The following is a 12888-nucleotide window of genomic DNA, read 5'->3' as shown; positions in this document are numbered from 1 at the left end:
ACCACAAGGTGCACAAAGTTTTTTCACTAAGTACACTATGTTGTTGACCACAAAGTGCCGACTTTGTCAGCTTACAAAGTACACAAAGCTTTGTGGTTGTACGTTTACGGTATATAGCTTGAAGCCTTGCTTCAAGCCTTTGTGAACTTTTAAACACTATTCATTTACCTTGTGAACTCCGTGAAAACCCTTTGTGCACCTCGTGGTAAAATCAACAGCAATGAGCCATTTAAGAAACCTGTTTCTCTAAACTCGTTATAACACTCACTGCGCTTTCATAATCCTGCTGCATGGCCGTATCAGACGACGGTGCATAACGGGCAAACTCGCAGCTGTCCATAATACGGGTAAAGTCATTCACCGTATCCGGATTGGCCTTGCGTGACAGCAACAGCTCACGGATGTTATCGCGGCTAAGCTCGGCGGTTTCAATGCGCAACCTGGCTTTCAGGAAGTTGTGCAGGGCTTTTTCAAGTGCCAGGTAGAATGGCTCCTTGTTGCCCAGTTGTTTCCTGGCATCGGTAAGGTACTTTTTAGCCAATTTGTTGTTGGTGCGTATCTTGCTGCCTTCCACATCGCTGTCGTAGGCTTCTTTCTTCTTACGTGCCAATACAATTACCGGTATCAGTGCAAACGGCGTTACCAGCAGTATATAGAACAGCGTAGAACCGTAAAAATCCTCATTGCCCTGCGCCCTCAGGGTAGTCTTGGTAGCTATGTAGCGGAAGGTTTCAGCCGGTGCCAACTGATGCTTGCCGCCCTGGGCCTTGCCAGATGCCACGGTACCTTCAGGCACGCTGAGTACATCTATCATTATCTCGTCGCTGGATTTGCTGTAGTACTTGCCTGTAGCCGGGTCAAACCACGAGAAGGTCATGGCCTTAATCGGGTATTTGCCTTTGCTGTTCGGTACTATGGTGTATACATCGGTAATGCTGCCCGTCATGCCCGTAAGCGGGGTCTGTACGTTTTCCTTGTGCTCAGGGTCATACATTTCCAGTGCGGCAGGTACTTCAGGTTTCGGCAGGCTGAACAGTTTCAGGTTGCCCTTGCCGCTTACGCTGATGGTAAGCTTTATAGCCTCGCCATTTTTACTGGTGGTTTTATCAGGCGTAACCTTAAATTCGAATTTACCCACGGCACCGGCAAAGTCGGCCGGCTTACTTACTTCAGGCAACGGCCTTACGTTAATATATTGCTTGCCTGTACTCACCGTCATTTTGGCTTCCTTCATCTGTACGCGCCCAAAGAAATCGGGCCTTCCTGCGACTATTTCTGCGCCAATTTCATCAATCAGCGGCTCCAGCAACAATTTCCCGCTTTTCTGCGGATACAGTACTGCCTTGCGCACTACGATATAATGCGCGGGTTTGCCTTTGTAGGTACCCTCTTTCAGTTGTATCTTTTCGCCTTTAAGCAGGTCTACCTGGCTCCAGAAGTCGTTGTATTTCGGGGTGGTCTTTTCCTGCCACGATATATTCCCCACATTACGGCCTATGTACAGTTTGTATACTACATTAACCGGTTCGTTTACATACGGGTTTGTATTTTGCACTTCAGCTACAAGATGTACCTCCTCTTTCGGGTCTATATTTATATCCTGCTGTTGCTGTTGCTGCTGCTGCCTGCGCCCAAACGGGTCAAACGGATTGAAAGGGTTGTATTGCGGCGCCTGCTGGTCCGGGTCGGGTTCTGCCACAGCATTACCCACCGTGATTTTAAACGGTGTTGTTTTATATTCTACACCCGCTATTTCTATAGTTGCCGCGCCTATGGTAAAAGTACCTTTGGCAGTGGGCGTAAGCAGGTAATTATAGCTTTTGCTAAAAGTGTGTTTATTATTTACCCAAGAGTTATTGATACTTTGCCCCGGTCCCGAAACCTTAAAGCCCTGGAACGATGGCGGCACAAAGTTATCGCCGTCCTGGTTCATGGTAAATTCTATACGCACGTGCTCGTTTATCCCTATCTTGCTACGGCTGGGCACGGCTTTAAACTCCACCTGGGCATGCAGCCCCTGAAGCACTAAAAGGAATAATAAGATTAAATACTTTTTCATTACGTTCGTTATTCCGTAGTTACGGGCCCACAGGCATTGTGCAAAAATAGCATTTGCTGTGGCTATTACCAGTCTTTTTCAGGTTTTACCTGCTGGCCGCGCACCTTTTTACCATTTTTCAGTTTATCCTGAACTTTCTTCTCTTCGTTATTCATGGCATCGAGCATACGCTCCATCTGGTCTTTGTTAGGGCTGGCACCGCTTGGTTTAGGGTCGCCGCCTTCATTCTTATCCTTGCCGTCGCCGTTCTTCTTATCTTTATTATCGCCTTTATCCTGGTTGTTGTCCTGCTTATCTTTACCGTCCTTTTTATCCTTGTCCTGGTCTTTGTTATCGCCCTGGCCACCTTTGTTAGGATCCTGGTTTTTGTTGTCCTTGTTCTTGTCCTGCTGGTCGTTTTTGTCCTTATCGTTGTTCTTTTGCGGCGGTGGCGGAGGGTTTTGCTTTAGCATTTTTTTCGCCAGGGCAAAGTTATAACGGGTTTGCTCATCAGCCGGGTTATTGCGTAAGGCATTCTTATAGGCTTCCACGGCGTTTTGATAATCCTTTAACTCCATAAGCGCATTACCCATGTTATGGAACGCACGGTGCTTCTCCTCCTTGGTCTTGGCTGTTTCTATGGCACGGGCGTATGCAAATGCAGATTCTGCCGGTTTCTTTTGCCTGTAAATGGCATTCCCCAGGTTATAGGATGCTATAGATTTGCCCGGCTCATTACTGCCCGAAATGCGGTATTCCGCCTCGGCAGCGGTATAATCTTTACTGTCAAAGGCTTTATTGCCCTTCGGCAGGTTCCTGTCTTTAACCTGAACCTGTTGTGGCTGCTTCTCCTGCGAAAAAGCCGTAATGGCACCGAGCAGCAGGCATACTGTAAGTACTCTTTTCATTATTCTTTTTCGTTAAACAGGTTAAGTTTTGTTATCCAGGCCGTTTTCCTGTCCAGCAGGAAGATGTCTATAAACAGCAGCAAAAACGCCGCGCCTAAAAACCACTGGAATTGCGACTCGTACAGTGCTACTTCCTTAGAATCGAACTCTTTCTTTTCTATATTGTCCAAAGCCTTCTTTACGTACTCGGTTACCTCGCGTGTGGTACCGCCGAATACATAACCGCCATCGGTTTTTTCAGCTATGGTTTTCAGTGCATCAGGGTACAGCTTTGTAATTACCGTTTCACCGGCGTTGTCCTGCTTGTAGCCTTGTAGCTTGCCGTTTTCACGCAATGGAATAGGCCCGCCCTTTTCAGAGCCGACACCTATGGTCAGTATCTTGATGCCTTTTTCTTTTGCTTCAGCAGCCGCGGCTTCGCTGTCTTCGCCGTGGTCTTCACCGTCTGAGATCAGTATCAGCAGTTTGCTGGTCTGCGGGTCGTCATAATAGGTAGCTGCCAGGTGAATAGCATCGGCTATGGCAGTACCCTGGCTCGAAACCATATCGGTATTCATGTTCTGCAAAAACATCTTCGCTACACTGTAGTCTGTAGTAATGGGCAGTACCGGGTAGGCGCTACCGGCATAACCAATGATACCGATGCGGTCGGCACCCAGACTGTTGATGATTTGCGATGTTATTTGCTTGGCCTTTTCCAGCCTGTTCGGGGCCATGTCTTCGGCCAGCATACTCTTACTTACGTCTATGGCAAAAACAATGTCTACGCCCTGGCGTTTTACCGTTTCGGTACGGGTACCTACTTTCGGGTTTACCAATGCCAAAATCACGGCAGCTATAGCCAGTGATACCACAGTAAGTTTCAGTGCCGGCTTAAATACCGAACTGTCGGCGCTGAGCCTGCGTACCAGCTTAGGGTCGCCAAACTGGCGCTGCTTCCTTTTTTTCCACCAAAGGTTGAATAAAAAAAGCGCTACAAGCACCGGGATGATGCCCAGCAGGTACAAATATTTTGGTTCGTCTAACTCGTACATAGTTTATATAAAGCTTCTGTAAAGTGTTTTACGCGCAGCTGCCTCCAGCACAAGCAGCCCCAGGGCAGCCCATACCCACGGATGGAACTTTTCGTCGTAGTTATAAAACTTCTGTTCTTCTATCTCGGTTTTTTCGAGCTTGTTTATCTCTTCATAAATAGCCTTAAGCCTGCTGTTGCTGGTAGCCCTGAAGTAGGTACCATCGGTTTTTTTGGCAATTTCCTTCAGCAATGCCTCGTCTATTTCTACCGGCATCATCTGGTACACCAGCTTACCTGTACGAGGGTCGCGGGCATACGGCATCATGGCACGGCCGTTACTGCCTATACCTATGGTATATACCTTTATGTTGTGCTCTTTGGCAAAATCTGCCGCCATGCGCGGGTCTATAAACCCGGAGTTGTTTACACCGTCTGTCAGCAATATGATGATGCGGCTTTTTGCCTTGCTTTCCTTAAGCCTGTTTATGGCAGTGGCAAGTCCTACGCCTATACCGGTACCGTCCTGCAGCACCTGTTCGTCGTACTGTATTTCGCGTATCGATTCCTTTACAAGCTCTTTATCGCTGGTTACGGGTACACGTGTATAGCTTTCGCCTGCATAAACAACTAAACCTACACGATCGTTAGGGCGGTTGTCTACAAAACTTTCGGCTACTTTTTTAAGTGCTTCAAGGCGGTTCGGCTTAAGGTCTTTCGCCAGCATACTGCCCGAAACGTCTATCGCCATAACAATGTCTATACCCATGGTAGAACGTATCTTGTTGTTGATGTCTACCTTACGCGGGCGGGCAAGGCCAACAATAATGCAGCTTAGTGCCAATAGCCTTAGGGCAAACAACACCGGCTTTAGTTTGGCCAGCATGGATGGTGCTGCCTTAAAACCGTTTAACGAACTAACCGTAAGCGCAGCGGTTTGTCTTTTCCTCTTCCAAATGTACCAGCCAATAGCTACGGGTATTGCCGCAAACAGCCAGAAGAAACCGGGATTTAAAAATGTTACTTCGTTCATATTATTGCTGTTGCTCTTGTTGTTGCTGGTTGTTATTAAGTGCCCTTAATTCTATCGAGTTTTTCACACGGTTTAATATCTGCGGGGCATATTTATCACCTTCGCGGTACGCTACCATTACCTGTTGCAGGCCGCCCTGCTGGCTGAAGAAATATATCTCGTAATATGCCCGTACCGGGTTACCGGTAAGCTTATCTTTAAGGTTCATTGTGCCGTAAGAACGCAGGCCTGTAATACCTTCAGGCGTTTTAAACTCGTCTGTTTTTACCAGTATGTCTGTTGCGCCTTGTGCTTCCATGGTTTTTATAACACCTTCACTGGCCTTTTCAAGGTCTACATTAATAGGTTGCTTAAAGTTGGCCGTGGAAACCAAAATATAAAAATCGCTGAACAGGGTGCCCTGCCCGAACATGGTCATGTCCTTTATAAGCGCCATGGTTTCAGGTGGCATTACCTTGGCTACATCCACACGTTTAAGTACCTGAGGGGTTTCTATAGTAACCCCCGGCACACCGTATTCGCTTTTTACCCAGTCACCTTCCAGCATGTCTTTGGTCGACTCACCAAACAACAGGGTGTGTACATAGTTATAACTGAAAAATGCTGAGATGGCAAAGACAAGTACCGAAGCACTTATAATAATTGCCGTAGTACGGCGCTTTTTACGTTTAGCCTCTTCCTTAAGGCGTTTGGCCTCCAGCCATGCCTGTGTGGTGTTTTCCTCATCGGGTTTGTCCTCAGGGATGCTGCGGTCTATCACCACTATGGTTTGCTCTATACGGCTGCGGTCGTCGGCAATTTCAAAATCCATCGGGCGCGATTTGGCAAACTTCACCATATCAGCAGTACGCAATACTTTTTCAAGCTGCTCAAAGGTTTCCTGCTTCAGTACCATTTTGCGGCGCTTCATGGCTTCGCGCATGGCTTCAATAAGCTCACCTGTGGTGCTTTCCATCGCCGGTACATGTATGGCTTCCTCTATGTACATACGGGCGATATCGGCCAGTTCGCTGTAGTATTCCTTTACGGCACCTTGTTGTAGTAGTGCTTTTTTCTCCAGGTCCTGAAGGTGGGCAGTGGCTTTTTCTATAGGCGAAACAATAACCTCAGGTTTTTTCTTCTCTGCCGGTTTCTTTTTACGGAGGAAGAACCACCATCCGGCAAATCCTGCACCGCCCAAAACAACTATGCCCAACAGCCACCAAACCCATGCCGGGGTGAAGGATTCGCCCGTGGCTACAGTTTTAATGTCGTACATTTTTTGCTTCAGGGTATCTACCTGTACTGGGGCTACTTCCAACATCAGCGAATCAGACTGTACGGTTTTGTTGTTTATCACCACCGGAAGGCGGGGTATTACATAGCGCCCGCTGTCAAACTGGGTGATGCCGTACTTTTTTACCAGCTCATAGATGCTGCCTTTTTTCACGGTATCTACCGGGTACGATTCCAGTACCTCCAGCTGCCCGAATACCTTCCCTTCGGGGAAGTTTACCCTGTCTTTGCTGTTTACGGTAGCCTTAAGGGTAAGGTTAGCCTGCGCCCCTATTTTTATCTTAGCTGAATCGATACTGGTGTGTATGGGGTTTTGCTGTGCAAAGGCGGCAAACCCTATAAACAGGGCCAGTAAGGCATACAGATAGTTGTTTTTTGTTACTCTCATGGTTTTAACCTGCTTATGCCCGGGCCTTAAAATAGCCCAGCAGTTTGGTTACATACGATTCGTCTGTGCGGGTGCTTACCGTACCGGCACCGCATCGGCTAAAGGTTTCCTGGAAATATTTTACCTTTTCCTGATAATACTTTTCATATTGCAGGCGCACCTTTTTACTGCCGGTATTTACCAGCAGGGTTTCGCCGCTTTCGGCATCGGCCATTTGTACCATGCCTATATTGGGTAGCTGTTCCTCGCGGGTATCATACACGCGCACCCCGGTAATATCGTGCTTTTTGGCTGCTATTTTCAGGGTATGGTCATAACCATCCGCCATAAAATCAGAAATAAGGAACACAATGGCCCTCTTTTTCAGCACGCCCGACAGGAATTTAAGCGCCTGGCCCACATCGGTTTTTTTACTCTTCGGCTGGAACTCTATCAGTTCGCGGATGATGCGCAGTACGTGGCTCTTCCCTTTTTTGGGCGGGATAAACAGCTCTATCTGGTCTGAAAACAGGATAAGGCCTATCTTATCGTTATTCTGCGTAGCCGAAAAGGCCATGGTTGCCGCAATTTCGGTAACAATATCGCGCTTAAAGGCGTTTTGCGTACCGAAGCTTTCGCTCCCGCTCACATCGGCCATAAGCATCATGGTAAGTTCTCGCTCTTCCTCAAAAACCTTAATGTACGGCTCGTTATAGCGCGCCGTAACGTTCCAGTCGATGTTACGCACGTCGTCGCCAAATTGGTATTGGCGCACCTCGCTAAAGGTCATACCCTTACCCTTGAATGACGAGTGGTACTCACCGGAAAATATGTGGTTGCTGAGCCGCCGGGTCTTTATCTCAATCTTGCGGACCTTTTTTAATATATCTTTTGTATCCAAAATCTTTTTGTTTCACGTTTCAGGTTTAAAGTTTTTTTGCCTGTTCGTTCGTTACCGTAACGTTTTTCAGGTTCCACAACTTGAAACCTGAAACTTTAAACTTGAAACGAATATTAAGGAACCTCTACCTCGTTTACAATCTTGTTGATGATATCAATCGAAGTGATGTTTTCGGCTTCGGCTTCGTAGGTAATACCTATACGGTGGCGCAGCACATCATGCACTACGGCGCGTACGTCTTCCGGAATTACATAGCCACGGCGCTTGATGAAGGCATAACACTTGGCAGCAGTAGCCAGGTTAATACTACCCCTTGGCGAAGAACCGAAGCTGATAAGCGGCTTAAGGTTGGCCAGCTTATACTTTTCAGGATAGCGGGTAGCAAAAATGATATCGAGGATGTATTTTTCTATTTTTTCGTCCATGTATACCTCACGTACTGCTGCCTGGGCACGCAGTATCTGGTCGGTAGTAACCACTGGGTTTACTTTTTCAAACGAACCTTTCAGGTTGGCACGGATAACCAGGCGTTCGTCTTCCATTTTAGGATAGTCGATAACCGCTTTCAGCATAAAACGGTCTACCTGCGCTTCCGGCAGCGGATAGGTACCTTCCTGTTCTACCGGGTTCATGGTAGCCATTACCAGGAACGGTTTTTCCAGCTTAAAGGTTTCGTCGCCTATGGTTACCTGCTTTTCCTGCATGGCTTCAAGCAGTGCCGACTGCACTTTTGCAGGGGCACGGTTAATCTCATCTGCCAGCACGAAGTTGGCAAAAATAGGCCCTTTTTTTATGGTGAAGTCATTTTGCTTAATGTTGTAGATAAGGGTACCCACCACGTCGGCAGGAAGCAGGTCTGGTGTAAACTGTATACGGCTGAAACTACCGTGTACTGCCTGGCTCAGTGTATTAATGGCCAGTGTTTTTGCAAGCCCAGGAACACCTTCCAGCAATATATGGCCCTGGCCTAATAAACCGATAAGCAGGCGCTCTATCATATACTTCTGGCCTACGATAACCTTGTTCATTTCCATTACCAGCAGGTCTACAAAGGCGCTTTCCCTTTCTATCTTTTCATTAATCGCCCTTATGTCTAAGGCAGTATTTCCTTCCATAATTTATGTCGTTTGTTTTAGGAGTGTAATTTAACAAATGCTTTTATAACACTACAAATTCATTGCCGAATTTATACAGTTTACCGCGCATAGCTTGTTAATGTGTTGTTAACGGGTTTTATAGTTGATGCAATTTACTGAATTTCAAAAATATAAAAAACAAACTATTGTTAACTACATTGTTTTCGCTTTGTCGCAGGCAGTGTTAAAACGGAATTATCCTGTTTAAAGTATATTTTTGTTAATTTTGCCCGCAAATTTAATGCACAAACCAATGAAGCAATTATTATTTATTATTACCTGCCTGTTTATAACTACAGCGCAGGCGCAAGAGCATTGCGGTACTGATACCTATCATCAAAATTTAGTGGCTACTAATCCTGAATATGCAAGAAGAATGCAGGAATTTGATGCAAAACCCCATAGCCGTGTAGCCTCTAAAAATGAGTCTGAAAATCCAATTTATGTCATTCCGGTAGTTTTCCATATTATGCATAAGGGAGAACCTGTGGGTGAGGGTGTAAATGTAACAGATGAAGAAATAAAGCTAAAAATAAAGCAGTTAAACGAGTCGTACAGGAAAGTCGCCGGGTCTTTAGGCGACGGAAACGGTGTGGATGTAGGCCTGGAATTTGCTTTGGCGGTGCGTGACCCGCAGGGAAACTGTACTAACGGTATTGTAAGGGTAGACATGACCCAGAATACTGAGTACATGAATAATGGTGTGGCTTACGGTAATTCAGTTATAGGTATAACCGATGCCAGCCTTAAAGCCACAAGTTTTTGGGATTCTAACCAGTATTATAACATTTGGATAATTTCAGAAATTGACAATGGTACCTCGCCCTGGGCAGGATATGCCCCCTACGCTTCTGCACACGGCATGGCCATCGACGGTACTGTAATGCTATATTCACAAGTATTATCACCTACCGGTATAACCCTTCAGCATGAATTGGGGCATGGGCTTAACCTCTATCATACATTTGAAGGCGATAATGACGGTGCATCTTGCCCTACTGTAGAAAATGGTTGCGGAACAGGAAGCGGTGATTGCTGTGACGATACTGCACCGCACAAACGATTTAGTCTGTGCGATGCTTCGTCTAACGCTTGTGCCCCTGATAACAATAACTTTAGTTTTGCTAAAAATTACATGACTTATGGAGACCAGAGTTGCCTAAATTCATTCACACAAAACCAGAAAGAGCGTATAATGGATGCTTTAATAATACGTCAGTCTTTATTGGCAGAAAACGGCAATATGAGCCTGGTGCCGCCGGCGGCTCCTGAGGCATCTTTCTCTTTTACCGGAGGTGGCGTAGTTTGTGCCGGTGAAGCACTGGCAAACATGGTTAGAAACACATCTACCTGTGTGCCGGATACGTATCTTGAGCAGTCGCCATGGGATACCATTACATATTCCTGGACCTTTTATAACGGCACCAACAGCTATACAATTACAGGGCAAAACCCGGTAATAAATATTCCACAGGCAGGTACCTATAGTACGTCGCTTACTGTTACCACATCGGCGGGAAGCAGTACTGTAACGCAGCAAAATGTGGTGACAATATCTGATCCTGCGCCGGACTTATGTATTCCAAATGTTATTAGCGTTGGCGGAAACGGCTACTATTGTATAAGTAAAGTTGATTTTAATACACTATCCAGCACCACTTCGTACAGTAACAACGAAGGCTATCTTGACCTGAAATGCAGCAAGGCCACATCTGTAGTGTCGGGAAATACCTATGATTTAAAATTATCGGTTACTGCAAATGGCGATACCGAATATTTTATGGTACTTATAGATTACAACAATAACGGCGAGGTTGAGGTAGATGAAATTGTATTTAACGGGCAGCACGTAGGAGATAGTACTGATGATTATGAAACTACGGTAACAATACCTGAAACTGCGGTACAAAACCAATTGGTTAACATGAGGGTAATAGGCAGCTTTACGCCTATTACATTTGAAAATATGATGTGCCAGCAAATATTTTTTGTGGGCGACATTGAAGACTACGGTGTGTACATCACTCCTACGTTAGGTAATGAGGACTTTGAACAAAATAAAGTTATTATTTCGCCTAACCCTGCAGCTGATATCATAAACATCAGCGCCGGTAAACCTGTAGACAATATCATTGTTTATAACATGCTGGGGCAGGTTGTTGTGCAGCAAAACATCAACGCCGCCTCTGGCACTGTAAATATTTCAAAGCTGAGCAGCGGTACTTATTTGGTATCTGCTACATCCGGGACGGAAGTTTACAAGCAAAAAGTTATAAAGAAATAAAACTTTCAAGCCTCGCGAATGCGAGGCTTTTTTTACAAATTATGCAACGGATTTATGTGTAATTTTACAACGTTTGTAACCCTACAGAAAATAAAATGGACGTACATCTTTCGCCTGTAATAGCTGGAGCCATGAACTGGGGCGACTGGCATGCGAAATTCTCCCCTGCACAAATGGCCGCGCTGATAAACGACTGCGTAAGCTATGGCATAACCACCTTTGACCACGCCGATATTTACGGGGGCTATACCACCGAGGCTGATTTTGGCCGTGGCTTTGCCGAAAGCGGCGTTAAGCGTGAAGACATTCAGCTGATAAGCAAATGTGGTATACAACATACCGTGGGCAACCGCGAAAACAAAGTAAAGCACTACGATTACAGTAAGGAATACATCATTTGGAGTGCAGAAAACTCACTGAAGTTCCTGCAAACCGACTACCTTGATGTGCTGCTGCTGCACAGGCCAAGCCCGTTAATGCATCCGGATGAGATAGCCGAAGCAGTAACCAAACTGAAAAGTGAGGGTAAGATACGTGCCTTTGGTGTAAGTAACTTTACCAACAGCCAGACCGACCTTATACGCAGCCGCACCGAAGTGTTTTGCAACCAGATAGAATTTTCGGCTACGGCCTTCCAGCCTATGCTGGACGGTACGCTGGATTATATGATGGTACACAACATAAAGCCATTGGCCTGGAGCCCTATAGGCAGCGTGTTTAAGCAGGGTAACGAACAAAGCCGCAGGCTGAAACTGCTGCTTATGGATATGGTGGTAAAATACAGCGCCCCGGTAGATGTAATACTGCTGGCCTGGATTATGCAGCACCCGTCGGGTATTGTGCCGGTATCGGGTTCTACGAGCAGCGACAGGCTGAAAAGCCAGATGAAGGCCAAAGACATTAAGCTGGAGCTTACCGACTGGTTTGCCATCTGGACGGAGAGTATGGGGAATAAGGTGCCATAAGAAGTTTACAGTCGCAGTATTCAGTTTACAGTGTCCCATGACCCTGAAGGGGTCACGTATAGTAGCCATGGGCAACGCCCGTGGGAATATAAGAGTCGCGCGCAATAGCCCCGGGCAACGTCCGGGGGGAAATGTAAACACAACGGTGGCATCCAGAATTTTTAAATTTTAAATCTTTCAATTTTTAAATAATAAAAGATGAAGAAAACAGTACTGATAACAGGCGCTACAAGTGGTATAGGCAGGGCTACGGCACGCCTGCTGGCACAAAACGGTTACCGCCTTATTATATGCGGGCGCCGCGAAGACCGCCTGACTGAACTACAGGATGAATTTGCCGACCTTACCGATGTGCAAACCCTGAACTTTGACGTAAGGAACAAAAAGGCTGTTACCAAGGCCATAGCATCGCTGCCTGCTGATTTTATCAACATAGATGTGCTGATAAACAATGCCGGTAATGCACACGGCCTTGACCCGATAGAAAATGGCGATGTGGATGACTGGGACAGCATGATAGACATCAACATTAAAGGGCTGCTGTACGTAAGCAAGGAGGTTATACCGGGTATGGTAGAGCGCCGTGGCGGCCACATCATTAACATAGGCTCTATAGCCGGGAAAGAGGTGTATGCTAATGGTAACGTATACTGCGCCACCAAGCATGCTGTAGATGCCATAAACCAGGGTATGCGTATGGACCTTAACCAATACGGTATACGCGTAGGCGCCATTAACCCGGGTATGGTAGATACCGAATTTAGCGAAGTGCGCTTTAAGGGAGACCAGGAGCGTGCCGAAAACGTGTACAAAGGGCTGGAGCCACTACATGCAGAAGATATAGCCGATATTATCCACTTTGTAATATCGCGCCCGTACCATGTAAACATAGCTGACCTTACTGTGCTGCCTACCGCACAGGCCAGCGCTACTATTGTAAATAAGGCTTTATAGTTACTATAAAAAGCA

Annotated in this window: 10 protein-coding genes; 3 read left to right on the top strand and 7 right to left on the bottom strand. The window is 46.3% G+C overall.

The window, feature by feature from the left end:
* Positions 1 to 229 precede the first annotated feature (229 nt).
* The 7 genes from ACZIX4_RS16460 to ACZIX4_RS16430 all read right to left on the bottom strand — a co-directional run bounded on the left by ACZIX4_RS16460 (position 230) and on the right by ACZIX4_RS16430 (position 8649).
* Complete coding sequence (locus tag ACZIX4_RS16460) at positions 230 to 2059, bottom strand: BatD family protein (protein ID WP_463336736.1); 1830 nt, start codon at positions 2057 to 2059, stop codon at positions 230 to 232.
* Positions 2060 to 2124: 65 nt separating this feature from the next.
* Entirely contained in the window at positions 2125 to 2946 is an 822-nt protein-coding gene (locus ACZIX4_RS16455; protein ID WP_463336735.1) for a tetratricopeptide repeat protein, read from the bottom strand.
* Positions 2946 to 3980 carry a vWA domain-containing protein gene (locus tag ACZIX4_RS16450; RefSeq protein WP_463336734.1) on the bottom strand — a complete coding sequence of 345 codons (1035 nt, stop codon included), beginning with the start codon at positions 3978 to 3980 and terminating at the stop codon, positions 2946 to 2948. Before ACZIX4_RS16450 ends, ACZIX4_RS16455 begins: the two co-directional genes overlap by 1 nt.
* Before the next feature lie 3 nt (positions 3981 to 3983).
* The gene (locus ACZIX4_RS16445) at positions 3984 to 4991 is read right to left on the bottom strand and encodes a vWA domain-containing protein (protein WP_463336733.1); all 1008 of its coding nucleotides are present in this window, start codon (positions 4989 to 4991) and stop codon (positions 3984 to 3986) included.
* A gap of 1 nt (position 4992) precedes the next feature.
* A complete protein-coding gene (locus ACZIX4_RS16440; protein ID WP_463336732.1) occupies positions 4993 to 6654 on the bottom strand; it encodes a hypothetical protein in 1662 nt (553 codons plus the stop codon).
* Between the two features lie 13 nt (positions 6655 to 6667).
* Positions 6668 to 7534 (bottom strand): DUF58 domain-containing protein, encoded by an 867-nt coding sequence (locus tag ACZIX4_RS16435; protein ID WP_463336731.1) that lies wholly within the window; start codon positions 7532 to 7534, stop codon positions 6668 to 6670.
* A 113-nt stretch (positions 7535 to 7647) separates the two neighbouring features.
* Positions 7648 to 8649: an AAA family ATPase gene (locus tag ACZIX4_RS16430; RefSeq protein ID WP_463336730.1), complete on the bottom strand. Its 1002-nt coding sequence runs from the start codon at positions 8647 to 8649 to the stop codon at positions 7648 to 7650.
* 274 nt (positions 8650 to 8923) lie between these two features.
* Here ACZIX4_RS16430 and ACZIX4_RS16425 point away from each other — a divergent pair, with 274 nt between their 5' ends.
* The 3 genes from ACZIX4_RS16425 (at position 8924) to ACZIX4_RS16415 (ending at position 12873) form a co-directional block, all read left to right on the top strand.
* Positions 8924 to 10954 carry a M43 family zinc metalloprotease gene (locus ACZIX4_RS16425; protein WP_463336729.1) on the top strand — a complete coding sequence of 677 codons (2031 nt, stop codon included), beginning with the start codon at positions 8924 to 8926 and terminating at the stop codon, positions 10952 to 10954.
* 95 nt (positions 10955 to 11049) lie between these two features.
* Positions 11050 to 11919, top strand: coding sequence for an aldo/keto reductase (locus ACZIX4_RS16420; protein WP_463336728.1), 870 nt, complete (start codon positions 11050 to 11052; stop codon positions 11917 to 11919).
* 198 nt (positions 11920 to 12117) lie between these two features.
* Positions 12118 to 12873: an SDR family NAD(P)-dependent oxidoreductase gene (locus ACZIX4_RS16415; protein ID WP_463336727.1), complete on the top strand. Its 756-nt coding sequence runs from the start codon at positions 12118 to 12120 to the stop codon at positions 12871 to 12873.
* The last annotated feature ends 15 nt before the right edge of the window (positions 12874 to 12888 follow it).

It is taken from the genome of Flavobacterium niveum (assembly GCF_055231775.1).
Note: the sequence above shows the minus strand (reverse complement) of the source record. Positions and strands in the feature narration are given on the sequence as shown.

Excerpts from the sequence above, each read along its gene's own strand:
- ACZIX4_RS16425 (WP_463336729.1), top strand. The coding sequence starts at position 8,924 with ATGAAGCAATTATTATTTATTATTACCTGCCTGTTTATAACTACAGCG.
- ACZIX4_RS16420 (WP_463336728.1), top strand. The coding sequence starts at position 11,050 with ATGGACGTACATCTTTCGCCTGTAATAGCTGGAGCCATGAACTGGGGC.
- ACZIX4_RS16415 (WP_463336727.1), top strand. The coding sequence starts at position 12,118 with ATGAAGAAAACAGTACTGATAACAGGCGCTACAAGTGGTATAGGCAGG.
- ACZIX4_RS16445 (WP_463336733.1), bottom strand. The coding sequence starts at position 4,991 with ATGAACGAAGTAACATTTTTAAATCCCGGTTTCTTCTGGCTGTTTGCG.
- ACZIX4_RS16440 (WP_463336732.1), bottom strand. The coding sequence starts at position 6,654 with ATGAGAGTAACAAAAAACAACTATCTGTATGCCTTACTGGCCCTGTTT.
- ACZIX4_RS16450 (WP_463336734.1), bottom strand. The coding sequence starts at position 3,980 with ATGTACGAGTTAGACGAACCAAAATATTTGTACCTGCTGGGCATCATC.
- ACZIX4_RS16455 (WP_463336735.1), bottom strand. The coding sequence starts at position 2,946 with ATGAAAAGAGTACTTACAGTATGCCTGCTGCTCGGTGCCATTACGGCT.
- ACZIX4_RS16460 (WP_463336736.1), bottom strand. The coding sequence starts at position 2,059 with ATGAAAAAGTATTTAATCTTATTATTCCTTTTAGTGCTTCAGGGGCTG.
- ACZIX4_RS16430 (WP_463336730.1), bottom strand. The coding sequence starts at position 8,649 with ATGGAAGGAAATACTGCCTTAGACATAAGGGCGATTAATGAAAAGATA.